Source organism: Nocardia sp. NPDC050713 (genome assembly GCF_040654315.1).
Taxonomy (GTDB): domain Bacteria; phylum Actinomycetota; class Actinomycetes; order Mycobacteriales; family Mycobacteriaceae; genus Nocardia.
Window position 1 is genome coordinate 132,024 of sequence record NZ_JBFAHS010000006.1, and the last position, 26,615, is coordinate 158,638.

A 26,615-nucleotide genomic window follows, 5' to 3' on the forward strand; every position below is an offset into this window, starting at 1 on the left:
CGCACTGCCACATCGGCCGGACTAGACCACATCGCGCGCGCTCCGCAGCGCCTCGTCGACTGCCGGTCGGATTGGGACCACGTCCCGTATCGCCTCGCCTCATCGACCGCCGGTCGGACGGGGACTCGTCCCGTATCGCCTCGCCTCATCGACCGCCGGTCGGACTGGGACCACGTCCCGTATCGCCTCGCCGCGTCGATCGTCATCGGAGACTCGGCGTCGCGGCCGCTGTGTTTCACAGCGTTCGCCGCCAGCGGGAATCAGCGGATTCGCCATGCGGCCATAGCCCCCAGCGAGGCTCCAGCGACCCCGCGAGCGCTCGTCATTCACTCCGCGGCACGAGGCTCGCCGTCGCGGCGGCCCGCAGGTTCGCGGACGCGCGACCCCAGCGACGGCGGGCGCGGTCGGTATCCGGCTCGATGAAGTTCGAGATGAGGATGCCGCGCAGGGCGTCCATGGCGGTGTAGACGAAATCGCGAGCGTCCTTGCGGCGCATCTCGTCCGGGACGAATCGGGCCACCGCCATCAGCACCGCGTTGTTCACGAACGGCTCGACCTTCTCCATGGCCGAGGCGAGCACCGGGTCGGTCCGGCCCGCGACCCACAGTTCGACGGTCGCGATGAACAGCGGACCCTGGTGCAGTTCCCACAGGAAGTCCAAGGCAGCGGCGACCGGGTCGGCGCCGCTTTCGACCTTGGCCATTTCCCGCATCGCGGTCTCCGCGCGGCGCTGGGCCAGGTGACTGATCGCGGCGACGACGAGATCGTTCTTGGATCCGAAGTGATGCACCTGCGCCCCGCGCGTGACGCCCGCGCGCTCGGCGACCCGCGGCGTCGTCGTCCCCGCGTAGCCGTATTCGACCAGGCAGTCGATGGTGGCGTCGAGCAACCGCACGCGCATCTCGCTGCTGCGCTGTTCCTGGGTTCGGCGCTGCGGCTTGTCGGCGGCGGTCCTGGTCATTCGGACGATTCTACACTTACATACAGATCTGTATGTTCTGGCGTGGCACGGCGACCGACCAGCACTGTCACGGCGAAGAGCAGCGTACCGATCACCGCGAGACCCGCCCCGACGGCGGCGGGCGCGGTGTACCCGAGACCCGCCGCGATGACCACACCGCCGAGCCAGGCGCCCGCGGCGTTGGCGATGTTCAAGGCCGCGTGATTGAGCGCGGCGGCCAGGGTTTGGGCGTCGGCGGCGACGTCCATCAGCCGGGTCTGTAGCCCGGGCGCGAGCGCCGCGCCGGTCGCGCCGACCAGGAACGCGCCCGCTGCGGCGGTGAACGGATTGTGCGCCGCGGCGACGAAACCGGCGAGCACGACGGCCATCGCGATCATCGCGAGGAAGACGGCACGGTCCACACCGCGATCGGCGAGCACGCCACCGACGATGTTGCCCGCCACCATGCCGAGCCCGAACAGCATCAGCACCAGCGGCACGAAGCCCAGCGACATGCCTGCCACGTCGGTGAGGGTGGTGGTGATGTAGGTGTAGACGGCGAACATGCCGCCGAAGCCGACGGCGCCGACCGCCAAGGTCAGCAGCACCTGCGAGCGACGCAGCGCGCCGAGTTCGGTCCGGGGATCGGTGGTCCTGACGCCGGTGAGCTCCGGCACGAAACGGGCGAGCGCCGCGACCGTCGCGAGGCCGATCACCGCGACCACCACGAAGGCGTCCCGCCACCCGAGATGCTGGCCGAGCCAGGTGGCGGCGGGAACGCCGACGACATTGGCGGCGCTCAGCCCCAGCATAACGGCGGCAACAGCTTTGGCTCGCTGCCCGGCGGGCGCGAGGGTGGCCGCGGCCAGCGAGGCGACACCGAAGTACGCCCCGTGCGGCAGACCGGAGACGAAGCGCGCCACGACCAGGCTCTCGAAGCTCGGCGCCACCACAGTTGCCGCGTTGCCCACGCTGAACGCGATCATCAACGCGATGAGCAGCCGCTTGCGCGGAACCCGTGCGCACAGCGCGGCAAGCACCGGCGCGCCGATCACCACGCCGAGCGCGTAGGCGGACACGGCGTGTCCCGCGGTCGGTTCCGAGACGTGCATGGCCTGCGCGATGTCGGGCAGCAAACCCATGGTGACGAACTCGGTCGTGCCGATGCCGAAGCCGCCGAGCGCGAGCGCGAGCATCGCGGGGATATGCCAATTGGTCCGCGCTTGGCCGGGCGGAGCTGGCAGAGGGGTGGCTACCTGACTGGTCACGCCTTCATGTAACCGGCGCGCGCGTCCGATCGCTCCCCGAGCCGAGGTGAGTTCGGCCACCGCCCGCTGTGGTATCAGTCCAGCTCACACGGCATCGCCCTGCGCCCCCAGAGTCACCGACAGCCATTCTGGCCACGGGAATCTGTCAGGCGATCGGCTCCCGGCGCGCGAAGGTTCGCCGGTATTCGGCGGGTGTCACGCCGACCACGGACGCGAAATGGCGGCGCAGATTCGTCGCGGTCCCCAGTCCGGACAGGCGGCTGATCCGCTCGATATTGAAGTCAGTGGTCTCCAACAGCGACTGGGCGTGCGCGAGGCGCTGGTTGAGCAACCACTGCATCGGGGTGGCTCCGGTGGAGCGGTGCAGGCGGCGGTGGAAGGTGCGCGGGCTCATATTGGCCTTAGCCGCCAGGGTATCGACGGTCAGCGGCTCGTCGAGGTGCTCGACGGCCCATTGCAGCACCACGCCGAGGTCGTCCGCGGCACGCGCGGGAACGTTCCGGTCGACGTACTGCGCCTGACCCCCGGACCGGTGCGGCGGGATCACCATACGGCGCGCGAGCTGGTTGGCCACCTCGGCTCCCAGGTCGCGGCGGACGAGGTGCAGGCACAGATCCACTGCCGCGGTCATGCCCGCGCTGGTGAGCACGTCGCCGTCGTCGACGTAGAGCACGGAGTCGTCGACCTCGATGTTCGGGAAGCGCTTCGCCAGCATCTCGGCGTGCGCCCAGTGCGCGGTGACCCGCCTGCCGTCGAGCAGACCCGCCGCCGCGAGCGCGAAGGTGCCGTCGCAGAGGGCGACCATGCGCGCGCCGCGGCGATGCGCGGCGGCCAGTGCCTCCAGCAGCTCGGGTGGCAGTTCGCGTTCGGCGGTCACGCATTCGTGCGCCACCGAGGGCACGATTACGGTGTCGGCGGTGAGCAGGTCGTCGAGTCCGTGCTCGGCGCGCAGGAACGCGCCGAAGCCGATCGGCTGGGTCTGCTGGTCCGGGGCCACCGCGCACACCTTCAGCTCGTACCAGGGGTCGGCCAGATCGGGCTGCGGTGTGCCGAAAATCGAAGCGACGACGCCCAATTCGTAGAGATCCCACGGGTGCAGCGCGCCGGGCGCGATGGCCATGGCGACGGTTCGACCGGTCATGCCCGCGCCTCGCCGACGCTCGGCTTCGGTCCGCGCCCCGCGCGCTGGCACATGAATCGCTCGCTCATACCTCGAGTATGGCAGCAATCGTTCGATAGGCGGCAGTTCTGCCACTCACTCCTCGGCGGCTCTGTCGCGAAGACTGGTCGACGGGCGCCCACCCGACAGAACGACACGACGGAGGAATCATGAGCAAGACATCGGTCACCGTGCTGGGTCTCGGGCGGATGGGCGCGGCGATCGCCGAGGTCTTCCTGCGCAACGGCCATCCGACCACGGTGTGGAATCGCACGCAGGGCAAGGCGATTCACCTCGACGGACTCGGCGCACGGCGCGCGGACGGCGTCGCCGAGGCGGTCGCGGCGAGCGAACTGATCGTCACCGTGCTCGCCGACACGGCGGCCGCCTGGGAGCAGCTCGTGCCACTCGGCGCGACGCTGCGCGGGCGGACGGTGCTGAACGTGGCCACCGGCCGCCCCGACACCGCGCGCGAGCTGGCCGAACGGCTCACCGAGCACGGTGCGCGCTTCCTCGACGGCGGCATCTTCGGCGTCCCGCAGACGGTGGGCACGCCCGATACGCTGCTCGTCTACAGCGGCGAGTCCAGCGCGCAGGCCGAATTCGCCGAGGTCCTAGCGGAATTGGGCGCGACCGAGTACGTCGGCGCGGACCCGGGCCTCGCGGCGCTGCACGACATGGCGGTGCTCGGCGGGATGTACGGGCTGTTCGGCGGCTTCTTCCAGGCGACGGCGATGGTGCACACCGAGCGGGTCTCCGCGGTCGATTTCACCGACACGTTCCTGGCCCCCTGGCTGCGCGCGCTGCTCGACATGCTGCCGACGCTGGCCGCCGAGATCGACTCGCGGGAGTTCCCGGTGAACTTCTCCGATCTCGCGGTCAACGCGGCCGGTCTCGCGGACATCCGCACGACCAGCCGGAACCAAGGCGTGGCGACGGATCTGCTCGATCCGCTGCAGCGGCTGTTCGACGCCGAGGTCGAACGTGGGCACGGGGCAGCCAGCTTCACCAGGGCGTTCGCCGGTCTGCTCGACGCACCTGTGCCTTCCGGCAACTGACTGCCGCGCAATCGGCGCTCGTCCGACACGGACGGCGTTTCCGCGCGCGGCACTCGGAGTCGGCTCCGGCTCCACGCTTCGCCGCGTGCACGTCGCACGCCAAAGCTCGATGTCGCGGTCTACCCCGAATACACGTCGGGCACCCGTTCCACCGTGAGGTGGGGCGGGTGCCCGGTTCAACCCCGGCGCTGGGATCACCCAGCGCCGGTCGGGGTCGGACGGATCGCGTCCGGCCCCCGGTGCCGACTCAGCGCAGCGCGCGAGCCAGGTTCGCGTCGAGCGCGCCGAGGAACTCCTCGGTGGTCAGGTAACCCTGGTCGCCGCCGACGAGCAGCGCGAGGTCCTTGGTCATCTGGCCGCCCTCGACGGTCTTGATGACGACGTCCTCGAGGGTCTGCGCGAAGCCGATCACCTCGGGGGTGTTGTCCAGCTTGCCGCGGTGCTCGAGGCCACGGGTCCAGGCGAAGATCGACGCGATCGGGTTGGTCGAGGTCGGCTTGCCCTGCTGGTGCTGGCGGTAGTGCCGGGTGACGGTGCCGTGCGCGGCCTCGGCCTCGCAGGTCTTGCCGTCCGGGGTGAGCAGCACCGAGGTCATCAGGCCGAGCGAACCGAAGCCCTGGGCCACGGTGTCGGACTGCACGTCGCCGTCGTAGTTCTTGCAGGCCCAGACGTAGCCGCCCTCCCACTTCATGGAGGAGGCGACCATGTCGTCGATGAGACGGTGCTCGTAGGTCAGGCCCGCCGCGTCGAACTGGCTCTTGAACTCGGTGTCGAAGATCTCCTGGAAGGTGTCCTTGAACATGCCGTCGTAGGCCTTCAGGATGGTGTTCTTCGTCGACATGTAGACGGGGTAGTTCTGCTGCAGGCCGTAGTTGAACGACGCGCGCGCGAAGTCCTCGATGGACTTCTTGAAGTTGTACATGCCCATGATGACGCCGCCCTCGTCCGGCATCTTCACGACCTCGTGCACGATCGGCTCGCTGCCGTCCTCGGGGGTGAAGGTCAGGGTGACGGTGCCCGACTGGAAGACCTTGAAGTCGGTGGCGCGGTACTGGTCGCCGAAGGCGTGACGGCCGATGATGATCGGCTTGGTCCAGCCGGGAACCAGTCGCGGGACGTTGGAGATGATGATCGGCGCGCGGAAGATGGTGCCGCCGAGGATGTTGCGGATGGTGCCGTTGGGCGAGCGCCACATCTTCTTGAGGCCGAACTCCTCGACGCGGGCCTCGTCCGGCGTGATCGTGGCACACTTCACGCCGACGCCGTGCTGCTTGATGGCGTTGGCCGCGTCGATGGTGACCTGGTCGTCCGTCTTGTCCCGGTACTCGATGCCGAGGTCGTAGTACTCGAGGTTCACGTCGAGGTACGGGTGGATCAGCTTGTCCTTGATGAACTGCCAGATGATCCGGGTCATCTCATCACCGTCGAGTTCGACGACGGTGCCTTCAACCTTGATCTTGGACATGGATCTTCGTGTCCTCCTAGGATGGTGCCCTTATTGCACGGCCAGGCGAACACGCTTGTGAGCGGACCCCAGCTGTTCAACAGACAACGTATATGTACCGCGTTGTTTGCGGGACGTGTGGTGCAAGCAAGACAAGCGTACTGCTGCCGACGATCTCACCGCGCGGGGAGGGGCCACTGTGCGGACTCCTAGACGGTTACCCACGAGTAGCCCCACGAGTGATCCCAACCACTTTCTCCATCATGTCATCCGGAGCAAGTCGAGCGCGCCGACCTGCGCCGGAACCGAAGTGCGGCCAGGCGCGCGAGACGGCCCGCGCACCGTCGATGCGCGGGCCGTATCCGGTGTCGCTCAGACCGCGAGCGGGACGCGAACACTCTCCTCCGCGTCCTCGGCGAAGTCGGCGGGCTTGGCCTTGATCATCAGCGCGATCACCGGAATCGCGGCGAGGAAGAAGCCCGCGCCCACGTAGAACGCGACGTCGTAGCTGTAGATGGCGGCGCGAGCGGCCAAATCGTCGACGGTCGGGTTGTCGGCGAGGTAGTCCTTCGCCGCCTGCACCGAGATCGTGGTGAGCAGCGCGGTGCCGACCGCGCCGCCGACCTGCTGGGCGGCGTTGAGCAACGCGCTGGCGACACCGGCGTCGGCCTCGTCCACCCGGTGCAGCGCCACCGCCTGCATACCGACGAACAGCGGTCCCATGCCGAGCGCGATCAGCAGCTGGGCGGGCAGCACACCAGCGGCGTAGCTGTCGCCGTAGCTCAGCTGCGCCAGCCAGAGCAACCCGACCACGCCGAGCGCGGCGCCTACGACCATCAGCGGACGCGGTCCGAGCTTGGGCAGCAGCGCGCTGGTGATGCCCGCCGACACCGCGATGCCCACGGGGAACGGCAGGAACGCGACGCCCGCCTTCAGCGGCGAGTAACCGAGCGTGACCTGGAAGTAGAAGCTCAGGAACAGGAACATCGCGAACATCGCGATGGGGATCAGCAGCGCCGCGAGCAGTGCGCCGCCGCGGTTGCTCTCCCCCGGAATACGCAGGGGCAACAGCGGATTCGACGAACGGCGCTCGATGGCGACGAACGCGACGAGCAGTGCGAGCCCAGCGACCAGCAGCGCGAGGGTGCCGCCCGAGGTCCAGCCGTGATCGGCCGCGCGGCTGAAGCCGTACACGATGGCGATCAGGCCTGCTGTCACGGTGACGGCACCGGGCACGTCGTAGCCGCCGGTCCGCGGCGCGGGCACGTCCTTGATGACGAACGCGAGCGCGCCGACGAACGCGAGGATCGCGATAGGGGTGTTGACCAGCAGGGTCCACCGCCAGGACGCGTATTCGGTGAGCGCGCCACCCGCGATCAGGCCGATCGCGGCGCCGCCCGCGGAGATTCCCGCGAAGACGGCGAAGGCGCGGGCCCGTTCTTTCGCCTCGGTGAACGTCACCGAGACCAGCGCGAGCGCGGCGGGTGCGAGCAGCGCGGCGAAGGCGCCTTGCAAGCCGCGACCCGCGAAGAGCTGGGCGCCGTTCTGCGCCAGACCCGCGAGCGCCGAGGCGGCCGCGAAGCCGACGAGGCCGACCAGGAAGATCCGGCGGCGGCCGAGGTAGTCGGCAAGGCGGCCGCCGAGCAGCAGCAGGCCGCCGAAGATCAGCGTGTAGGCGGTGAGGGCCCACTGCTTGTCGCCCTCGCTGATGCCGAGGTCACGCTGCGCGAACGGCAGCGCGATAGTCACGATGGTCGCGTCGAGGACCACCATCAGCTGGGCCAGCCCGATCACGCCGAGCGCCAGCCAGCGGGCCGAGTCGCGCCGGTCACCCGGCGCGTGCACCGCTGTCGATATCTCGCTCACCTTGTCTCCTCGTCGTCCGGAAGTGCGCGTGCGAGCAATCCTGTCACTGTCCGACATTTGGCGTCAATAGAAAAATGTCGCAATCAGACATTTGCCATGTTGCGACAGTTGAGCGAGTGTCTGGGTTACAGTGGGGAGATGCTCGACTCATCGACGCCGGTGGGCACGAACGCGGCCGAGGACGCCGCCGCGACCGGGAACAGCACAGCGCGGGCGACGTCGGGCGGCCTCGCGTCCACGGAACGGGAAGGCGTGGTGTCCACGACGCGAGATAACACAGCACCTCTCGGCCTGCGCGAGCGCAAGAAGCAGCAGACGAGGCAGCGCATCATGAACATCGCGCTCGAGCTGTGCGACAAGCAGGGCTTCGACGCGACGACGGTCGAGCAGATCGCGAACGCGGCCGACGTCTCGCCGCGCACCGTCAACCGGTATTTCGAGACGAAGGAGGACATCGTCCTCGCGCCGGTCCTCGACTTCGGCCAAATGGTTGCCGACAAGTTGCGAGAAGAGCCGCGCGGCGGCAACGAGCTGCGCGCGCTGTGCAACGCCTACCTCCAGGTGATCGATGACGCGGCGACGGAGAACTCGGCGGTGTCGTTCTGCAGGTTCCAGCAGATGCAGCGGATCGCGCGCGACAGCCCCTCGGTCAACAGCCGCGCGCTGGAGTTCGCCGACAGCAAGTCCGCTGCCATCACCGCGGTGCTCGCCGACCGTCTCGGCACCACCCAAGGCGCGCTCAGCGTGCGGTTGATCGTCTCTACCTGGCAGATGCTGTGTCACCTCGCGATGGACGTGCACAGCGAGCTGATCATGGACTGCGATCCGCAGATCGCGGTGCGCGCGGCGCGGGCGACGCTGCTCGACGCGTACGCGGAGTTCATGCGGGTCTGCACGGAACCGCCGACGGAATCGGCGGAGTGAGATCGGCTACGAATTTCGGCCATTGGCCGCCCGCCAGCTACCATGTCCGTCAGGTCATGAGTGCCAGCGCCAAGCCCCGGCTCGCTGGACGGCAACCCTCCAGCAGCGGTGGGGTGCTCCGGGTGATGACCGGGCCCTCGAAGGTCGAGGGCAAGCGCGCTGTCAGGAGGTTCCCGGAAATGTGTTGTCCTGGATAGACCGCATCACCGATCTCGTTAGTCCGGCGAACAACTCTTGTGGAGCATGATATGACCGACCCCGTCGCGGCCGAGTTCGATCCTGCCCGTTGGTCCTTCGAGACCAAGCAGGTGCATGCGGGCCAAGCCCCCGATCCGAGCACCGGCGCCCGCGCCCTGCCGATCTACCAGACCACCTCCTACGCCTTCCGCGACACCGACCACGCGGCGGCGCTGTTCGGTCTCGCCGAGCCGGGCAATATCTACACCCGCATCATGAACCCGACCCAGGACGTGGTCGAGCAGCGCATCGCCGCCCTGGAAGGCGGCGTCGCCGCACTGCTGCTCGCCTCCGGGCAGGCCGCGGAGACGTACGCGATCCTGAACCTGGCTTCCGCAGGCGACCACATCGTGTCCAGCCCGCACCTGTACGGCGGCACCTACAACCTCTTCCATTACTCGCTGCCCAAGCTCGGCATCGAGGTCTCGTTCGTCGAGGACGCGGACGATCTCGAACAGTGGCGCGCCGCGATCCGGCCCAATACCAAGGCGTTCTTCGGCGAGACCATCGCCAATCCCAGCAGTGCCGTGTTCGACATCCCCGGCATCGCCGAGGTCGCGCACGCCGCCGGGATCCCGCTGATCGTGGACAACACCGTCGCGACCCCTTACCTGATCCAGCCGCTGGCGCACGGCGCCGACATCGTGGTGCACTCGGCCACCAAGTACCTGGGCGGGCACGGCACGGCCATCGCGGGCGCGATCGTCGACGGCGGAAAGTTCGACTGGACCGTCCGCGATGACAGGGGCGAGCCGCGTTTCCCCGGCTTCACCACCCCGGACCCCAGCTATCACGGCGCGGTCTTCGCCGATCTCGGCGCGCCCGCCTACGCGCTGAAGGCCCGCGTGCAGCTGCTCCGCGATCTCGGCGCGGCAGTCTCGCCGTTCAACGCGTTCCTCATCGCGCAGGGCATCGAGACGCTGAGCCTGCGCGTCGAGCGCCACGTCGCCAACGCGCAGGCGGTCGCCGAATTCCTGGCCGAGCATCCGGCAGTCGAATCGGTCCACTACGCCGGACTGTCGAGCTCGCCTTGGCACGAGCGGGCCAAGCGGCTCGCGCCGAAGGGGACCGGCGCGATCGTCTCGTTCGAGCTGCGCGGCGGTGTCGACGCGGGCAAGAAGTTCGTGGACGCGTTGGTCCTGCACAGCCACGTGGCCAACATCGGGGATGTGCGTTCTCTGGTGATCCATCCGGCATCGACGACGCACTCCCAGCTGACACCCGAGCAACAGCTCGCCTCCGGCGTCACCCCGGGACTGGTCCGCCTCGCCGTGGGCATCGAGGGAATCGACGACATTCTGGCCGATCTGCGCGCCGGATTCACGGCGGCGACGACGTGACCGTGAGCACCGAGCAGAGCATCGAGTCCGGCGTCGGCCTGCTGCCGCCGCCGGACGGCAGGCCCGGCGTCATCGCCATCGGGGACGTGCGGCTGGAAAGCGGCGCGGTGATTCCGAATGTCCATCTCGCCGTGCAGCGGTGGGGCGAACTCTCCCCCACCCTGGACAATGTGGTGCTCGTCGAGCACGCTCTGACCGGTGACTCGCACGTCGTCGGCACGCCGGACGACGTCCACGCGCAGCCCGGCTGGTGGGAGGGCATGGTCGGGCCCGGCGCGCCGGTGGACACCGACGAATGGTGTGTGATCGCGACCAACGTGCTCGGCGGCTGTAAGGGCAGCACCGGGCCGTCGTCGCTCGCGCCGGACGGCAAGCCGTGGGGCTCGCGTTTCCCGGAGATCTCGATCCGCGATCAGGTGAGCGCCGAGGCCGCCCTGCTGGATCTGCTCGGCATCGAGCGGCTCGCCGCGGTCGTCGGCGGATCGATGGGCGGCATGCGGGTGCTGGAGTGGATGATCGGCGCGCCCGAAAGGGTGGCCGCGGCGCTGGTTCTGGCCGTCGGCGCGCGCGCCACCGCCGACCAGATCGGCACCCAGACCACCCAGATCGCCGCCATCAAGGCCGATCCGGACTGGCAGGGCGGCGACTACCACGACACCGATCGCGCGCCGATGACCGGCATGGGCATCGCGCGCCGCATCGCCCACCTCACCTACCGCACCGAGGGCGAACTCGACCACCGCTTCGAGAACCACGCGCAGGGCTCGGAGGATCCGCGGCGAGGCGGGCGCTACGCGGTGCAGAGCTACCTGGACCACCAGGCCGAAAAGCTGTGCAAGCGTTTCGATCCCGCCACCTATGTGTTGCTCACCGAGGCGATGAACCGACACGACGTCGGGCGCGGACGCGGCGGTATCGAGGCCGTGCTCGCCGCGACGCCGGTGCCCTGCGTGGTCGGCGGCGTGGACTCCGACCGGCTCTATCCGCTGCGCACGCAGCAGGAACTGGCCGATGCGCTACCCGGCTGCGCCCGGCTGGAAGTAGTGCACTCACGCGACGGGCACGACGGGTTTCTGACCGAGGCGGCAGCGGTCTCCAAGTTGCTCATCGAGACCATGCGGTTGGCGCGCGAGAACCGGTAGTCGCGGTTCGCCGGACACAGCGTCGGAGCGCTCGGAAGGGAGGCTACGGCCTCAGCCGACACCGAGCGTGTTGATGGTCGCCGCCAAGAAGACGATGGCGGAGCCGAGCAAACTCAGCGCGCCCACGTCGAACGGCTTGCTGCGCACCGCGAGCAGCCCCACCCGCGCGGTCGGCAGGCACAGCCGGAAGGCCGCCGCCAACAACGTCGCCCCACCGAAGAACAGGGCACCGCGCCGCCACCGATCCGAAGCGACGAACACCACCGCGACCAAGACGACCAGCGCGACGACCACCATCGGCAGATGACTGCGCACGAACTGCGCGGCACGACTACCGCCTGCGTGTCGTCCGCCGGACGCGTCGAGATCGGTCACGGCACCGATTCTTGCAGACGCACCCTCGCCACCCCTGCCCCCACCACCCGCTCCCGTCGATGCAGAGCCGCGCCCGCCACCGTCTCATGCAGTGAATGCGACTGCTGCGGATGGCCGAACTCGTCCGCAAGTACGCGGACTTCCCTCTGGGCGCAGTCGACGCGTCTGTCATCGCCGAGTGCCTTTCCGGCTTCTGCCGAACTGAACTCGGTTCTCGGCGGTGGCCCGTCGGCTCGGCTGTAGCGGCGCCTGATTGACTGGTTGCGTGTTCCGCCTGATGTTCCACGAGCCGTGCATTCCGCCGAACACCGGCAACGCGATCCGTCTGGTCGCCGGGACCGGCTGTGAGCTGCACTTGATCGAGCCGCTGGGGTTCGACCTCTCGGAGTCGAAGCTGCGCCGGGCCGGGTTGGACTACCACGATCTGGCCTCGGTCACCGTGCACGAGAGCCTGCCCGCCGCGTGGGCGGCGCTGCGGCCGGAACGCGTCTACGCCTTCACCACCAAGTCGACGACCCGCTACACCGACGTCGCCTATCAACCCGGCGACGTCCTGCTCTTCGGCACCGAACCCACCGGCCTGCCCGACCATGTCCTCGACGACCCGCACGTCACCGCCCACCTGCGCATCCCCATGCTCCCCGGCCGCCGCTCCATGAACCTCTCCAACGCCGCCGCCGTCACGGTTTACGAAGCCTGGCGCCAGCTGGGCTTTCCCGGCGGGATCTGAGCGCGGCACGGCTACCATTTGGCCCTGAACGGTATCGAGTTCGATTTCCCGTTCCCGATCAGCATTCCGTGGACCGAACTCGAGTTCTGAGGCCTCGCCCCTCAGTCCTCGATTTCGAAACGTTTGAAGCGGGAGGTGGTGCCCGCGGTGAGGCGGACGGCGGTTTTGGGGACGTCGAAGTGGGTGGCGAGGAGTTCGATGGCGGCCTTGTTGGCCTTGCCTTCGACGGCGGGGGCGCGGACGTAGAGCTGGAGGGTGCCGTCCGGAAGTGGTTCGACGAGTGGGCCTTTACGGCTGTTGGGTTTGATGATCGCCCTGACCACCGTCGGCGACATCGGGGGCTCCTGTTCGGGTAGTCGCGGGAACCGCTGCGGTGGAAGGGCTTTCGGCAGGTCGACGCCTGCGGCGCACCAAGCGGACGACGGCGAAGACGAGGGCGCCGACGATCGCGAGGAAGCCGAGCCAGGGAATCGCCTTGCCGGTGAACACGATCGCGTCCTTCAGCCAGTCGACCAGGGAGTTCCAGCCCGCGACGATGCCGTCCCAGAAGTTGCTCGGCCCCTCGTCGGATTCCTTGTCGGTCGTGGTGATCTCGATGGTGAGGGTGGACAGCGCGACCTGATCGTCGAGGCGGCGCTTCTGGGCGGTGAGACTGTCGAGTTCGCCCTGACGGCTGGACAGCGCCTGTTCGGCGGCGATGAGATCGGCGGTGTTGGCGGCGCTGGTGATCAGCGCGCGCAGCCGGTCGACCGAGGCCTGCAACGCCTTGATCCTGGCGTCCAGGTCCTCCCATTGCATGGTGACGTCGTCGCGGTTGGTGCTCACCCTGGTGAGGGTGCCGATCGCGCCGAGGCCGTTCACGAACGCGTCGGTCTTGTCGGCGGGCACCCGCACGGTCAGCGACGCGCTGGGTTCGGTGTCGTCGGTACCGGGTTGCTCGGTGCGGCTGTCCACCCGGCCGCCCGCCTCGCGCACCCGGTCGGAGACCTGCGCCGCGGCCTCGATCGGATCGCCCGCGGTGATGTCGATGCTGCCGGTGACGACCTCCTTGCGGTCGACGGTGTCGGTGTCCTGCCCACGACTGTCGCCGGGCACCGGCGCCTGCTCCCGGAACCCGGGCGGCGACACCGGCGCGGAGCCACCCGTCTTGGCGGGCGGCCCACCGGAGTCGGCCCGGTCATCGCCCCCGCAGCCGACGAGCAGCGCCAAGCCGAGCAAAGCGACGCACACCACAACAAGCTTCCGCATGCTCGCAGCGTAACCGCCGCACCCCGCCCGGTCACCGGCGTTGGTCAGCAGATGTCGGAGCGCGGCGTCACAGATCCGCGGGCAGAATCCGGAAGGCAGCGACGCCTGGCATCAGCGGTTCGATAGCCCGAAAGACGCGCTGATCGAACGTGAATATGCAATCGGTCCGGTACTTGTCGGCGAGCGCGACTCCGACGGCATCCGCCAAGTCCAACCGGAGGCCCTCGTATTTGGAGCGAATCGACTGCGCTGACGCGAGATCGACATGCGCTCAACGGAAGTCGCGTGACTTCCCGTCGATCCGCAGGTGCAAACGCTGAAGGTGTTCCGCGACGACGCTGACCGCGCCCTCCGCGTTCTGCACCCGTCCGCGGATGAGCAGGGCGGTGGCGCTCTGGGCGAGGCGGCGGTACCGGGCCCACAGGCCGACGGAGCAGACGACGTTCACCATGCCGGTCTCGTCCTCCAGGTTGAGGAAGGTGACGCCCTCGGCGGTGGCGGGGCGCTGGCGGTGGGTGACCGCGCCGCCGACCAGCACACGGGAACCGTCGGGGACGGCGAGCAAGCCGGAGGCGGGGATGGCGCCGAGCGCGTCGAGCTGGGGGCGCAGGAATTCGGTCGGGTAGCTGCCCGGTGAGATCCCGGTGGCCCACACGTCGGCGGCCGCGAGCTCCAGCTCGCTCATGCCGGGCAGGGCGGGGGCGGTGGTCGCGGCGCCGGTGCCGGGTAGCCGATCCGCGCGCTCTCCCGCCGCCGCGCCCGCCGCCCACAGCGCCTCGCGCCTGCTGATGCCGAGGCTGCCGAGCGCGCCCGCGGTGGCCAGCGATTCGGCTTGCGCGACAGAGAGTTCCACCCGCCCGGTGAGGTCGAGGAACGAGGTGTACGGTCCGCTTTCGCGCCGGGCGGCGACGATCCGCTCGGCCAGATCCGTGCCGAGGTGCCGGACGGCGGCCAGCCCGAGCCGGACCTCGGTGCCCGCCGCCTCCAGGGTGGCCTCGGCCAGGCTGGCGTTGATGTCGGGGCCGTGCACCGCGATCCCGTGCCTGCGCGCGTCGGCGACCAGGGATTGCGGGGAGTAGAAGCCCATCGGCTGAGCGCGCAGCAATCCGGCCGTGAACGCGGCGTGATGGTGCAGCTTGAACCACGCCGAATAGAACACCAGCGCGGCGAAACTCTGCGAATGACTTTCCGGGAATCCGAAATTCGCGAAGGCGTAGAGCTTCTCGTAGATGCGATCGGCGATCTCGCCGGTGATGCCGTGCAGGTCGCGCATGCCTTGGTAGAGGCGGGCCTTGATCCGCTCCATACGTTCCGGTGAGCGTTTGGAACCCATCGCGCGGCGCAGCTGATCGGCCTCGGCGGCGGTGAAACCGGCGACGTCGACGGCCATTTGCATCAGCTGCTCCTGGAACAGCGGCACGCCGAGGGTGCGGCCCAGCGAATTCTCCAGCGCCGGATGGTCGTAATCCCATTTCTCGCGCTCGTTGCGACGGCGGATGTAGGGGTGCACCGAGCCGCCCTGGATCGGGCCGGGACGAATCAGCGCGACCTGCACCACCAAGTCGTAGAAATCGCGCGGCTTCAGCCGGGGCAGGGTCGCCATCTGGGCCCGCGACTCCACCTGGAAGACGCCGACCGAATCCGCCCGCGAAAGCATTTCGTAGACCGCGGTCTCTTTCAGGTCGAGCTTGTGCAACTCCACCTCGACGCCCTTGTGCTCGCGCACCATATCGATCATGTAGTGCAGCGCGGAAAGCATGCCGAGCCCGAGCATGTCGAACTTCACCAGCCCGACCGCGGCGCAATCGTCCTTGTCCCATTGCAATACGCTGCGGCCCGGCATGCGCGCCCATTCCACCGGGCACACGTCGGCGATGGGACGATCGCAGATCACCATGCCGCCCGAGTGGATGCCCAGATGCCTTGGCAGGCCTTCGATGTCGGCGGCCAAGTGCAGCACCTCGTCGGGGATGTCGGTGCCGGTCTCGGCCGCGACGCCGGTCCAGCGGCTCACCTGTTTGCTCCACGCGTCCTGCTGCCCCGGCGAAAAGCCCAGCGCGCGTGCGGCATCGCGCACCGCCGACTTACCGCGATAGGTGATCACATTGGCCACCTGGGCGGCGTACTCGCGGCCGTACTTGGCGTAGACGTGCTGGATCGCCTCCTCCCGGCGATCGGATTCGATGTCCACGTCGATATCGGGCGGTCCGTCGCGCTCCGGCGAGAGGAAGCGTTCGAACAGCAGCTGATTGGCCACCGGATCGACATTGGTGATGCCGATGGCGTAGCAGACCGCCGAGTTGGCCGCCGAACCCCTTCCCTGGCACAGGATGTCGTTGTCCGCGCAGAAGCTGACGATGTCGTGCACCACCAGGAAGTAGCCGGGGAAGCCGAGCTGTTCGATCACCGCGAGCTCGTGTTCGATCTGCTGGTAGGCCGCCGGGTTCTCCGCGCGCGAACCGTAGCGGCGGGCCGCGCCGCGGAGGGCGAGTTCGCGCAGCCAGGAGTTCTCGTCGTGGCCGTCCGGCACGTCGAAGGGCGGCAGCTGGGGCGCGATGAGGCGCAGGTCGAAGGCGCATTCCCGGGCCAGCGCCGCGGCATTGGCCACCGCGTCGGGGCAGGACGCGAACAGCCGCGCCATCTCCGCACCCGAGCGCAGGTGCGCGCCGCCGGTGGGCGCCAGCCAGCCCGCGATGTCGTCCAGGCTCTGCCTGGCCCGGATGGCGGCCAGCGCCATGGCGCGGCGGCGTTGCGCCGGGGCGGCGAAATGCGCTCCGGTGGTGGCGATTACCGGAAGACCGAGCCGGTCGGCGAGGTCGATGAGGTGGGCGTTGCGCTCGTCGTCCTCCGGGACGCCGTGGTGGGTGAGTTCCACGCCGACCCGTTCGACGCCGAAACGCTCGGTGAGTTCGCGCAGCGCGGCCTCGGCACGCACCAGCCGGGTGTCGCCTACGCGCAGGTCCTCGGCGAGCGCGCGGCGCAGGTGCCCTTTGCGGCAGCCGGTCAGGATGTGCCAGTGTCCGCCCGCCGCCGCGGTGAGGACGTCGAGGTCGTAGCGGAGGATGCCTTTCTCCCCCGCGGCCAGGTGCGCGGCGGCGATCTCGCGGGACAGCCGCCGATAGCCCTCCTGACCGCGAGCAAGCACGAGCAGGTGTTGTCCGGCCGGATCCGGCGCGCCCGTGCGCGGCGCGGAGTCCGGCGCGTCGGCGTGCGTGGCCGTTTTCGGCGCGCGCCGCCGCACGTCCTGCGGACCCAGCGACAGTTCCGCGCCGAAGACGGTCGCCATCCCCAACTCCTTGGCCGCCTCCGCGAAGCGGACGGTGCCGTAGAAGCCATCGTGGTCGGTGAGCGCGATCGCCTCCAACCCCAGCCGCACCGCCTCTTCCACCAGCTCTTCGGGCTGACTGGCGCCGTCGAGGAAGCTGTAGGCCGAATGCGCGTGGAGTTCCGCGTAGGGCACGGTCGGGCCGTCGCGGTGGACCGGCTCGGCCGAGTACGGCTCGCGCTTGCGCGACCAGGCTGGGCTGTCGCCGCCGTCGCCCGGGTACATGGCGTCCGGATCGGTCCGGCCGGGACGACCGGACAGCACCCGCTCCAGTTCGGCCCAGGTCGGCGGGCCGTTGCTCCAACCCATGACACGTCACCTCCTCATCTCGAACATACATTCGATAGATGCGAAGATGCGCGCGGGTCCGCCCAACGGATACCGAGTCGCAACCAGCGGGCGGCGGGCCCCTCGTCAACCCGCCGCCCGTCGCCGATCAGCCCTCGCGAACCCGCTCGGTGGAGCCAGCGGCGACCGCGGCCTCCACGCGGTCCAGCCCGTCGCGGATCATCTCGCCGTACGCGTCGTCGGCCAGGATCCGCAGGTGACCGCGCGCGATCGCCAATTGCATTCGGGCGCCGTCGAAATCGCCGAGCCTGCGGTGACTGTCCGCGAGGTTCAGGTACAGCGAGGGCAGGAAACAGCGCAGCCCCTCGTCCAGCGGGATCCCGGGGCCGAACACCGCGGCCAGCGCGCGCTGATCCCAGCGCAGCGCCGCCTCGTCCGTCTCCTGCAGGACGGCGAGGTGATGCGCGATCACGCAGCGCTGCAAGGGATCACCGGACGGATCTAGTTCCTCCCACAGCGCACCGAGCGCGCGGCGCGCCGCTTCCGGATTCCCGCTGCCGAGCCGCACCGCGGCAAAGATGTCCGCCATCCGATCGTCCGCCATGCGCACGAGTATCGCACATATGTTCGATGGATTCGAGGGCTCTTCGAACGCGTCTCCGAGCGTGACGAGCGCCACTTGGCGAGTAAACTTACTTCGGAGTAAGTTCTTGCCCATCCAGGGCCGTCACCGTTGACGCGACAAAGGAGCAAACCCGATGACCCAAGCTTCCGCCGACGACGCCGGTGTGCGCGGGCAGATCCGACACAACCGCCGCAACCGGGACCTGACCGGCAGGCACGTCCTCATCACCGGCGCCTCCTCCGGCATCGGCCGCGCCGCCGCGGTGGCGGTGGCCGCCAAAGGCGCGACGGTGTTACTGCTGGCTCGGCGCGGCGACGAACTCGCGTCCGTGGTCGAGGAGATTCGCGCCGCGGGCGGATCGGCGTACGGATATCAGTGCGACGTCACGGATTCCGATTCCGTCGACCACACCCTCGAGTCCATCCTCGACGAGCACGGCCACGTCGACATGCTGGTGAACAACGCGGGCCGCTCGATTCGCCGCGCCATCCACCGCTCCACCGACCGCCTGCACGACTTCGAGCGGACCATGGCGGTGAACTACTTCGGCGCGCTGCGCATGACGCTGGCTCTGCTGCCGCAGATGCGCGAGCGCGGGTTCGGCCACATCGTCCAGATCAGCAGCGCGGGTGTGCAAGTCGCAACTCCGCGGTTCTCGGCGTACCTGGCGAGCAAGGCGGCGCTGGACAAGTTCACCGAGGTGGCGGCCGTGGAGACCATGGCCGACGGCGTCACCTTCACCACCATCCACATGCCGCTGGTGCGCACACCGATGATCACGCCGAGCGGCGACCAGGGGCCGTCGGAATCGCCCGAGTGGGCGGCGGCCACGATCGTGCGCGCGCTCACCGAGCGGCCCAAGCGGATCGACGTCCCGATCGGCACCATCGCGGAGTACGGCGCGCTGCTCACGCCCAAGTTGCGTGACCGCGTCCTGCACCGCTACTACCGCGCGCTGCCGGACTCACCCGCCGCGAAAGGCGAGACCGCCGATACCGAGGAAGACGCGGAACCCGTTGCACCGCAAGCGGAACCGCGGGAACCTTCGACCGCGCGCCGGGTCACCGGCACCGTGCTGCGCCGCGCCGCGCGCTGGGTGCCCGGCACCCACTGGTGATCTGCGCGGTTTCCTGCGCTGGACGCGCTACCCCAGCACCTGACGCGGCTCCGGCAGGTAGGCCCGCGCCTGTGAGCGCACACCGTGCCACAGCGCCAGGCCGACGGCCGGGGTGTTGGAGGCGATGTGCAGCTGGCGATTCCCGAGATCCACGATCACAGGCGTCACCACCGAGCCCCAACTCATCGGCCGGTTCCGCAACGCCTGCACGGCAGCGGGGTGCACGCGTTCGGAGACCAGCGCGGCCACGCCCATCGCGCCGCCCTTCACCCCGATGAAGCTACGCCTGCGCTGGTTCTTGGCGAAACCGTCCACGTGGCGCGGGAAGTCGTCGACGGCGGCCGGTGAGATCTCCTCCAGCGTGGCGACGCAGAGCACGAAATCGATCGGGTTCAGCGCGGTCGCGATCACCGCGTTGACGCCGACCAAGCTCATCAGCGGGCCGACCATGTGCTGGGCGATCTGCATGCGGCCGCGGGTCATGTGGTGGGTGACCGCGGTGAGGTAGGCCTGGACGGCGGGGGTGCCGGGGAATTGGAGAGGCGGCGGGGCGGCGTGCGGGTAGCCCGGCGGAGGAGCCGGTTGCCCATACGGTGATGGGGCGGGATATCCCTGTGGCGCACCCGGATAGCCGGGCGGCGGTGGAGCCGGGTAGCCAGGTTGCTGCGGTGCTGGATATCCGGGCGGCGCGGGATAACCGTGCGGAGGTGGGGTCGTGGGGCCATGCGGGAGCGGGGGCTGTTGCCCAGGCGGTGGCGGGGTGGGATTCCCGTGCGGCGGGACGGGATAGCCGGGTGCAGGTGGGGCCGACTGGCCCTGCGGCGAGGCGGGCGGCGGGGTCGGCTGCGATGGCAACGGGTGTCCGCCGGAATGCGCAGGCAGCTCCCTGCTCGGCGATCCGGGCGGATATCCCGGCACGTTCGATCCCCACGGCGGTGTCGTCATCTCGTCCCTCCCTCGACCGGCGCGCTTGCCGTCGGGACATTACCCGCCCCGTACCGCGCCCTGTTCCGCCAGCATCCGAAGCCGCACGCTCGCAAGGCAATACCCCGGTGGTGCCGGATGTCGCGCGGAGTTGGGTAGGGTCCGGCGGGAGGTTACGGTGATGAGCTTCAGACTGGCAGCGTACGCGGTGTCCATCGAGGACGAGCGGGTGCTGCTCGCCCGTCATGTATTTCCGAGCGGCGAGACCCACTGGACTCTTCCCGGCGGCAAGGTCGAGCACGCGGAGGATCCGTTCGACGCGGTGATCCGGGAGGTCGCCGAAGAAACCGGCTGCCACGGGATCGTCGAACGCCTGCTGGGCGTGGACTCGCGGGTGATTCCCGCTGCCGCCGCGCGCGCCGGAGCCGAGCACCACAACGTCGGCATTTTCTACCAGGTTCGCATCACCGGCGGCCGGCTCCGGCCCGAACCGAACGGCGAGACCGCCGAGTCGATTTGGACTCCGATCCCAGAGGTCGCCCGCCTGCGCAGGTCCGCGCTCGTCGACATCGGGCTCACCCTGGCTCAGACCCTTCCGGCGACCGGCCACGTCGCGCCTGTCCGGGTCGGCGGCTTGATCCAGCACTGAGGCGCCGCCCACGGACTGGATGACGAAAGCGGTACGCAGGCTATAGGTTTGAGCAGGGCGATCAGGGCAGCGCCTGGATGGGATCGGCGACAAGGGCGGTGACCGGTTTCGGGCCCGCGCCGCAGCTGGCCTGGCGCGGGGCATAGGAGACCGTCCGCGCGGTGACACGCCAGCTCCTGCCGTCGCGGTGGGTGACCAACGCACTGCCCGCGTGCGTGGGATCGGTTGTGCCGGAAGTGTTTTCGATCACGGACCGGAGTTCGTCGAGACCCGCGGCGACCTCGGCGCGCACCGCGAGTTCGGCGACCTGTTCGACCGGCCGATGCCCGCTGCGCCCGCGCAATCCGGCGAGCGCGACCTCGCCGCGGTGGACGGCCGCCACGGCGGCGGTCGCGGCGGCGGCGTCGACGCGGCCGTAGGTGAGTCCCGAGGGCAGCAGCACCATGGCGGGCGCGAAGCGGTGGCCGCCGGTGTGCGAGCACTCCCAGACCTGGTCGGGGTAGGCGGTCGAGAGGGTTGCGGCGATGGGGCGGCCGAGCATGGCGCAGCACTGGTCGCGCTTGCCGTGCGCGCACACCAAGACAAGCGGGTCGGCCACTGGCTCGCCGATGCCTGGCGGCGGGCCGTCGAGCAGGTGCAGGTCGATTTCGAGCAACTGCTTCAGGTCGGTGATCTCGAGCCGCTCGCACCAGCCGCCTTCGGCGCGCGAGTTGACGAGCAGAACCGTTCGAGCGCCGGTGAATTCGCTGCGACCTGGACGACGGATCAGGGTCGGGCGGACGCGGGCGGCGGTGGTGCGCGCGGCGAGTTCGGCGGTGATCTCGGGGCCGAGGACCTCGTCGCCGATCACGTCGCGGCCCCACGCGCCGGGATGTTCGACGCAGAGCCAAGCGCTCACCCGCGTCGCGGTGCCGGGCAGCGGGACGTCGGCCGACGCCGCCGAGCACAGCATGCCGTCGAACGCGTTCACCACGCGCTCACGCGTGGGCCCGGGGCGGACCGGTCGGTAACGAGCACCGTTTCACTCTATTCCGCACGGCACGGCGAGGAATGGCAGCACCGCGGCCTCGAACTCGCGATGACGGTCGCGGTGGATGCTGTGGCCGCAGGCGAACGGGGTGACCGTGCAGTCGGCGACCAAGCCGAGCAGCACTTCGAGCTTCGCGAGATCGACCATGCCGCCCGGCCCGCCGCGCAGCACCAGCGTGGGGGCGGTGATGTCGGCCAGCCGGTCCCACCATTCCGGGTTCGGCTTGCGGAACTGTTCCAGCGCGGTGCGGGTCATCGAGCGGTCGAAGGCGAGGACGGCGCGCGGATGCCGGATCAGGCTGGTCGTGGCATGCCAGAGTTCCGGCAGGGTCGGGAACCGGCGGGTCAGCCGGAGTTCCTCGTCGCCGGAGCGCAGCGGCAGCGGACATTCCTCGATGACCAGCCTGCGCACCAGCTCGGGCCGCTCCTGCGCGACGCACGACACCGCGTAACCGCCCAGCGAATGCCCGACCAGGTCCACCTGGCTCAGCTCGAGGTGCTCGCACAGGCGGAGCACGTCTGCACCGAACTCGTCGAAGCGGTAGGAGTCGGCGTGCGAGCTGCGGCCGTGCCCGCGCAGATCCGGGATGATCACCCGCCGCCCCGTCTGCGCCAACCGACGCGCGAAGCGATCCCAGGTGTGCCCGTCCCCGCCCATGCCGTGCACCAGCACGACGGGCGTCTCGTCGACCGCCCCCGAATCGCGATAGGCGATCTCCACCCCACCGAACGCCATCCGGGCAGCCGTCAGATTCACGATGTTCGAGAGTACCGACCCCGGCCCGACCACCGCCCGGTGTTTGTCGGCAGCATCACAGGGACCAACTCGCGACGCCGCGGGGATGGGAGCCGTTGTCGGCTCGGCCCTGGCGTTCGCAGCGGCGGCCGCTGGGGACGGGCTCGTCTGGTTCTTCGATCAGGATTGGGTCTCGCCCGCCGATCCAGCCCGGACGATCTGGGCCGGCGGCTGAGCGGAGGGCGTCCTCGGGGTCAGCTCCCGGCGAGCGGGTGTTCCTCGCCCCACTTCAGCATCGCGTACAGGATGTCCTCGAGGCTTTCGCCGTCTTCGGTGAGTTGGTAGACGACGCGGGGCGGCACTTCGGCGTAGACGGTGCGGGTGAGGATGCGCTGGTGTTCGAGGGCGCGCAGGCGGTCGGTCAGGGTCTTGGCGCTCGGCGAACCGAGAGCGGTGCGCAGGTCGCCGAAGCGCTTGGGGCCGGAGAGCAGTTCGCGGACGATCAGCGTCGTCCATTTTCCGTCGAGAACCTTCAGCGTGCGCTCCACACCGCAGCCCGAGCAGTCGGTGGCTTGCAGTTGTTTCCGCTGCTCAGAGCCGATGGTTTCCATCTTGAAATTATATCACTTGCTGGGTATTGCTTTACTTCTGAAACTAGCTTCGGGGGCATGAACACATCAACCGTGACAGTCCACGGCTCGACCGGAACCCAGGGCGCCGCCATCGTCCGCGGCCTGCTCGCCGCGGGGCACCGCGTCCGTGGCGTCGTCCGCACTTCTCCCGGCGTGCTGCCCCCGGACGCCGAGCCGGTCCAGGCCGACCTGCTCGAACCCGACTCGCTCGCAGCCGCGTACACCGGCGCCGAAGCCGTGATCGTGCAGTTGCCGCTCGTCTTCACCGACCTGGCCGTCCGGCAGGCCGAGGCGGTGCTGGCTGGACTCCGGAAGGCGGGCGTCGAGCGGGTGGTCTTCAATACCGGCACCGTGCTGCCACCCGCGCCCATCGGCGTGCCGTTCGTGGACGCCCGCGTGCTGTTGTCCGCCGAACTGACCCGCGGCGTCGAGGCGGCCACGGTGGTCGCACCCGCTCGGCAGTACATGGAGAACCTCGTCGCCCCGTGGTCCGCCCCGCTCGTGCGCGCCGGGGAGCTCGCCTATCCGCTGCCGCGGGAACTGCCCGTCCCGTGGGTCGCGCTCGATGACCTGGGATCGACAGTCGCCGATCTGATCGTCGCCACGACTCCGCCACCGCTGCGGATCGTGGCGGGTCCGCAGGCGCTGACTGGTGACGAGGTCGCCGCCGAACTCAGCGCGGTCCTGGGACACGCGGTGCGGTGGAATTCCATATCTCCCAACGCTTATCGGGAAATGCTCACCCCACACCTCGGAGCCGAGGCCGCCGAAGGGATCGCCGCGGTATACACACCGCCGCCCCCGGGAGCGCCCACTCCGCCGGAACCCGACCCGTCGGTGCTGGAGACGGGAGCCACCGAGCTGCGGGACTGGGCGGCGCGGCAGGACTGGCAGGTGGGCAGGTAGGCAGCCGATTTCGTGGCGCACGAAAACCGTTGGCGTTCGAGCACATCGCGGCGCAGGATGCGCACATGCCAACGTTCGCCGACTTCGACCGCCGCAACTACCGCACCGTCGACGTGACCACCGGATACGACGGTTGGGCGCCCACCTACGAGCGCACCGTGCTGGACGAGATGGATCTCGGCTTGCTCGCACGGCTGCGCGTTCCGGTGTGGGACCGCGTCGAGCGGGCGGCGGATCTGGGCTGCGGGACCGGGCGGACCGGCGGCTGGCTGCGCGAGCGCGGGGTGACATGGATCGACGGCGTCGACGTCAGCGAAGGCATGCTCGAACTGGCCCGCGCCCGCGGCGCGCACACCTCGCTGCACCGCGCGGACGTGCGGGCGACCGGCTTGCCGGAGGGCGCCTACGACCTGGTGATCGCCTCGTTGATCGACGAGCACCTGCCCGAACTCGGCCCGTTCTACACCGAGGCACGGCGGCTGGCCGCACCCGGCGGTCGCTGCGTCACGGTCAGCTACCACCCGCAGTTCATGATGGTGACCGGCATGCCGACGCACTACACGCCGGCGGGCGACGCGCCGGTGGCGATCAGCACTCACCTGCACATGCTCGGCGAGCACATGACCGCCGCGCTGACGGCGGGCTGGGCGCTCACCGAGGTCGTCGAGGCGGTCGTGGACGACGACTGGGTGCGGGCCAAGCCGAAATGGGCTGAGCTGCGCGGACATCCGTTCACCATCGCGTTCGTCTGGACGCGGGATCAGTCGTAGAGACCTTCGGCGCGCCAGCACTCACCGCTGTAGACGAGCAGCAGCACTCGGACGTCGCCCGCGTCGCCGCCCAGCTGCACCTGGGCGCGCGCCGCCGCGGCGGAGTCCGGGACCCACCAGTGTTCGTCCACCGGCCACGGTCCGGCCCAGCCCGCCAGCGGCCAGCTGCGGCTGCCCCAGTGCAGGTGGGCCGGGTCGGCGGTGAACAGGCCGCGCTCGGTAACCCGCACCAGAGTTCCGTCGGCCGCTTCCACGCGCACCACGGGACGGTTCATCAGCAGCACCGCGGGGGCGGGTTCGGGTAACCGACCGGGCCAGGGCAGTTCCGGGTCGGCCGCGGGCACCCGCTCGTCGCCGAGCACGACCATGGTGACGCGCTCGGCGGGACCGCGGCCGCCGCTGAGCACGCCCATCTGGACCGCCTCACCGCCGAGCAGCCCCTGCACCCGAACCAGGGCGCGCCGGGCGCGCTCGTCCTCCTCGCCGACGCCGCCCCACAGGCCGAGTTGCAGCGCGCCCGCCCGCACCACCTCCACGGGTTCCAGCCGCAGCAGCGTGACCGGGGCGGTGGGGCGGTCGCGGCGGGTCAGCCAGCCGTCGAGTTGCCAGCGCACCCGGTCGGCGGTGTCCTCGGGGGTGAGCGGCTCGGCGCACCGCCAGATTCGGGAGAGTTGTTCGCCCGCTTCGGTTTCGGCGAACACCGCGAGCCTGGTGCAGGCCAGCGCGGCGTCGGCGAGCTTGGCGTGCAGGCGGGTGGCGAGCATGCGTCCCGCGAAAGCGGCCGCGTCGACCCGGTCGATCGGCGGGTCGCAGCGCTGGTCCACCGCGAGATCGGGCGGCGGGCGGCGCGCGGCGGGCGGTCGCTCCGGAACGGCGCGCGCGCTGCGGTGCGCGAGGACGGCGTCCGCGCCGAAGCGGGAGGCGACCTCGGCGGGACCGAGCGCCGCGAAATCACCGACCCGGCGTAAACCCAAGCGGTGCAACAAATCCACCAGCTCGGCGCGCTCCGGCGCGGCCAGGCTGGGTTCCAGCGCTAGCTCGGACACCGCGAGCGGCGCGAGGAATCCCGCACCCCCGCCCCGCGGCACGATCGCACCGCGCCGCGCCGCGATCACCGCCGTGGACAGCTCGTCGGCGATGCCGATCTGCGCCTCCACCCCGACCGCGGCCACCGCGTCGACCAGTCGTTCGGCGGCCGTCTCCTCGGAGCCGAAGAACCGGGCGGCCCCGCGCGCACCGAGCACGAGCAACCCGGGCCGCAGCACCTCCACACCCGGCACCGTGGCGTCGACGGCCGCGACCACCGGCTCGAACAATCGCGCGTCGCGATCCGGATCAACCTGCGCCAGAAAGAGTTCCGGACACCGCGCCTGCGCCTCCCTGCGCCGCAGCCCGCGCCGCACCCCCTCCGCCCGTGCCACCGCCGAGCACGCCACCACCCGGTTGGCGGACAACACCGCCACCGGCCGCGTCGGCGGCAGCTCGGCCACGGCCGCCGCCGCGACCGCGGGCCAGTCCTGGCACCACACCGCGAGCACCCGCGCCCGACTCGGCCGAATCACGGTGCCGCCCCGCCACTCGCACCTGCACGGCACACCGCGAGCACCCGCCCGGCGCCACGCACCCGGCTCGGCCGACTTACGGCGCCACACCGCCACTCACACCGACCCGGCACTACACCGCGAGCATCCGCCGCGCCACACGCACGTCCACGCCGAATCACGATGCCGCCCCGCCGCACTCGACACCGCGCCGCCCAACCGCGTCGAAGATCATCGCGAGGAGCGTGCTCTTCCGACTACCTCGGCGACATGCATCCCGCCGGATCGCGACACACGTCGCCCGCAGAACCTCGGCCAACTCCAAGGGGCGCGGTTCCAACC

The 26,615-nt window shown here is 69.9% G+C and carries 24 protein-coding genes and 1 riboswitch; of the genes, 9 read left to right on the forward strand and 15 right to left on the reverse strand.

Translation table 11 applies throughout. The features are described from left to right. Window positions 1–322 precede the first annotated feature (322 nt). The 3 genes from AB0H49_RS14340 to AB0H49_RS14350 form a co-directional block, all read right to left on the reverse strand. The gene (locus AB0H49_RS14340) at window positions 323–961 is read right to left on the reverse strand and encodes a helix-turn-helix domain-containing protein (RefSeq protein WP_355000026.1); all 639 of its coding nucleotides are present in this window, start codon (window positions 959–961) and stop codon (window positions 323–325) included. Next, entirely contained in the window at window positions 958–2,136 is a 1,179-nt protein-coding gene (locus tag AB0H49_RS14345; protein WP_357251523.1) for an MFS transporter, read from the reverse strand. Before AB0H49_RS14345 ends, AB0H49_RS14340 begins: the two co-directional genes overlap by 4 nt. A gap of 217 nt (window positions 2,137–2,353) precedes the next feature. Next, window positions 2,354–3,349 carry a helix-turn-helix domain-containing protein gene (locus AB0H49_RS14350; RefSeq protein WP_357251256.1) on the reverse strand — a complete coding sequence of 332 codons (996 nt, stop codon included), beginning with the start codon at window positions 3,347–3,349 and terminating at the stop codon, window positions 2,354–2,356. A gap of 188 nt (window positions 3,350–3,537) precedes the next feature. Here AB0H49_RS14350 and AB0H49_RS14355 point away from each other — a divergent pair, with 188 nt between their 5' ends. Beyond that, window positions 3,538–4,425, forward strand: coding sequence for an NAD(P)-binding domain-containing protein (locus tag AB0H49_RS14355; protein ID WP_357251259.1), 888 nt, complete (start codon window positions 3,538–3,540; stop codon window positions 4,423–4,425). A gap of 247 nt (window positions 4,426–4,672) precedes the next feature. Here AB0H49_RS14355 and AB0H49_RS14360 read toward each other — a convergent pair whose 3' ends face one another. Both AB0H49_RS14360 and AB0H49_RS14365 read right to left on the reverse strand, forming a co-directional pair. Further along, entirely contained in the window at window positions 4,673–5,890 is a 1,218-nt protein-coding gene (locus AB0H49_RS14360; RefSeq protein ID WP_141807251.1) for an NADP-dependent isocitrate dehydrogenase, read from the reverse strand. A 351-nt stretch (window positions 5,891–6,241) separates the two neighbouring features. Next, window positions 6,242–7,735: an MFS transporter gene (locus AB0H49_RS14365; protein WP_355000028.1), complete on the reverse strand. Its 1,494-nt coding sequence runs from the start codon at window positions 7,733–7,735 to the stop codon at window positions 6,242–6,244. 138 nt (window positions 7,736–7,873) lie between these two features. Here AB0H49_RS14365 and AB0H49_RS14370 point away from each other — a divergent pair, with 138 nt between their 5' ends. The 3 genes from AB0H49_RS14370 (at window position 7,874) to AB0H49_RS14380 (ending at window position 11,378) form a co-directional block, all read left to right on the forward strand. Continuing rightward, window positions 7,874–8,659, forward strand: a complete 786-nt coding sequence (locus tag AB0H49_RS14370) for a TetR family transcriptional regulator (RefSeq protein WP_357251262.1) — start codon at window positions 7,874–7,876, stop codon at window positions 8,657–8,659. 52 nt (window positions 8,660–8,711) lie between these two features. Next, a riboswitch (SAM riboswitch) is annotated at window positions 8,712–8,822 on the forward strand. A gap of 85 nt (window positions 8,823–8,907) precedes the next feature. Next, the gene (locus AB0H49_RS14375) at window positions 8,908–10,236 is read left to right on the forward strand and encodes a bifunctional o-acetylhomoserine/o-acetylserine sulfhydrylase (RefSeq protein ID WP_357251264.1); all 1,329 of its coding nucleotides are present in this window, start codon (window positions 8,908–8,910) and stop codon (window positions 10,234–10,236) included. Then, window positions 10,233–11,378, forward strand: coding sequence for a homoserine O-acetyltransferase (locus AB0H49_RS14380; protein WP_357251267.1), 1,146 nt, complete (start codon window positions 10,233–10,235; stop codon window positions 11,376–11,378). The genes AB0H49_RS14375 and AB0H49_RS14380 overlap by 4 nt, the downstream gene beginning before the upstream one ends. A gap of 51 nt (window positions 11,379–11,429) precedes the next feature. Here AB0H49_RS14380 and AB0H49_RS14385 read toward each other — a convergent pair whose 3' ends face one another. Then, complete coding sequence (locus AB0H49_RS14385; protein ID WP_355000535.1) at window positions 11,430–11,675, reverse strand: DUF3017 domain-containing protein; 246 nt, start codon at window positions 11,673–11,675, stop codon at window positions 11,430–11,432. A 343-nt stretch (window positions 11,676–12,018) separates the two neighbouring features. Between AB0H49_RS14385 and AB0H49_RS14390 the strand changes: the two genes are divergently transcribed. Next, complete coding sequence (locus tag AB0H49_RS14390) at window positions 12,019–12,483, forward strand: tRNA (cytidine(34)-2'-O)-methyltransferase (RefSeq protein ID WP_355000032.1); 465 nt, start codon at window positions 12,019–12,021, stop codon at window positions 12,481–12,483. A gap of 101 nt (window positions 12,484–12,584) precedes the next feature. On the opposite strand, the gene AB0H49_RS14395 is transcribed toward AB0H49_RS14390, so the two are convergent. The 4 genes from AB0H49_RS14395 to AB0H49_RS14410 all read right to left on the reverse strand — a co-directional run bounded on the left by AB0H49_RS14395 (window position 12,585) and on the right by AB0H49_RS14410 (window position 17,948). Then, window positions 12,585–12,818, reverse strand: coding sequence for a DUF167 domain-containing protein (locus AB0H49_RS14395; protein WP_357251270.1), 234 nt, complete (start codon window positions 12,816–12,818; stop codon window positions 12,585–12,587). Next, the gene (locus tag AB0H49_RS14400; protein ID WP_357251273.1) at window positions 12,772–13,731 is read right to left on the reverse strand and encodes a DUF4349 domain-containing protein; all 960 of its coding nucleotides are present in this window, start codon (window positions 13,729–13,731) and stop codon (window positions 12,772–12,774) included. Before AB0H49_RS14400 ends, AB0H49_RS14395 begins: the two co-directional genes overlap by 47 nt. Window positions 13,732–14,002: 271 nt before the next feature. Further along, window positions 14,003–17,365 (reverse strand): error-prone DNA polymerase, encoded by a 3,363-nt coding sequence (locus AB0H49_RS14405; RefSeq protein WP_357251276.1) that lies wholly within the window; start codon window positions 17,363–17,365, stop codon window positions 14,003–14,005. Between the two features lie 127 nt (window positions 17,366–17,492). Further along, complete coding sequence (locus AB0H49_RS14410) at window positions 17,493–17,948, reverse strand: hypothetical protein (protein WP_357251279.1); 456 nt, start codon at window positions 17,946–17,948, stop codon at window positions 17,493–17,495. A 154-nt stretch (window positions 17,949–18,102) separates the two neighbouring features. Here AB0H49_RS14410 and AB0H49_RS14415 point away from each other — a divergent pair, with 154 nt between their 5' ends. After that, window positions 18,103–19,086: an SDR family NAD(P)-dependent oxidoreductase gene (locus tag AB0H49_RS14415; RefSeq protein WP_357251282.1), complete on the forward strand. Its 984-nt coding sequence runs from the start codon at window positions 18,103–18,105 to the stop codon at window positions 19,084–19,086. Window positions 19,087–19,113: 27 nt separating this feature from the next. Here the strand turns inward: AB0H49_RS14415 and AB0H49_RS14420 are convergent, their stop codons facing one another. After that, window positions 19,114–20,031 carry a hypothetical protein gene (locus tag AB0H49_RS14420; RefSeq protein WP_357251284.1) on the reverse strand — a complete coding sequence of 306 codons (918 nt, stop codon included), beginning with the start codon at window positions 20,029–20,031 and terminating at the stop codon, window positions 19,114–19,116. A gap of 160 nt (window positions 20,032–20,191) precedes the next feature. Here AB0H49_RS14420 and AB0H49_RS14425 point away from each other — a divergent pair, with 160 nt between their 5' ends. After that, window positions 20,192–20,659: an NUDIX domain-containing protein gene (locus AB0H49_RS14425; protein ID WP_355000040.1), complete on the forward strand. Its 468-nt coding sequence runs from the start codon at window positions 20,192–20,194 to the stop codon at window positions 20,657–20,659. A 61-nt stretch (window positions 20,660–20,720) separates the two neighbouring features. Here the strand turns inward: AB0H49_RS14425 and AB0H49_RS14430 are convergent, their stop codons facing one another. The 3 genes from AB0H49_RS14430 to AB0H49_RS14440 form a co-directional block, all read right to left on the reverse strand. Continuing rightward, the gene (locus AB0H49_RS14430; RefSeq protein WP_357251527.1) at window positions 20,721–21,611 is read right to left on the reverse strand and encodes a sucrase ferredoxin; all 891 of its coding nucleotides are present in this window, start codon (window positions 21,609–21,611) and stop codon (window positions 20,721–20,723) included. Between the two features lie 69 nt (window positions 21,612–21,680). Continuing rightward, window positions 21,681–22,424: an alpha/beta hydrolase gene (locus AB0H49_RS14435; RefSeq protein ID WP_357251530.1), complete on the reverse strand. Its 744-nt coding sequence runs from the start codon at window positions 22,422–22,424 to the stop codon at window positions 21,681–21,683. Between the two features lie 254 nt (window positions 22,425–22,678). Further along, the gene (locus tag AB0H49_RS14440) at window positions 22,679–23,035 is read right to left on the reverse strand and encodes a helix-turn-helix domain-containing protein (RefSeq protein WP_355000043.1); all 357 of its coding nucleotides are present in this window, start codon (window positions 23,033–23,035) and stop codon (window positions 22,679–22,681) included. 57 nt (window positions 23,036–23,092) lie between these two features. Between AB0H49_RS14440 and AB0H49_RS14445 the strand changes: the two genes are divergently transcribed. After that, window positions 23,093–23,962, forward strand: coding sequence for an NAD(P)H-binding protein (locus tag AB0H49_RS14445; protein ID WP_357251288.1), 870 nt, complete (start codon window positions 23,093–23,095; stop codon window positions 23,960–23,962). 65 nt (window positions 23,963–24,027) lie between these two features. Next, window positions 24,028–24,732, forward strand: coding sequence for a class I SAM-dependent methyltransferase (locus AB0H49_RS14450; protein WP_357251291.1), 705 nt, complete (start codon window positions 24,028–24,030; stop codon window positions 24,730–24,732). On the opposite strand, the gene AB0H49_RS14455 is transcribed toward AB0H49_RS14450, so the two are convergent. Continuing rightward, window positions 24,723–26,294, reverse strand: a complete 1,572-nt coding sequence (locus AB0H49_RS14455; protein WP_357251294.1) for a DNA polymerase Y family protein — start codon at window positions 26,292–26,294, stop codon at window positions 24,723–24,725. The genes AB0H49_RS14450 and AB0H49_RS14455 overlap by 10 nt on opposite strands. Window positions 26,295–26,615: the final 321 nt, after the last annotated feature.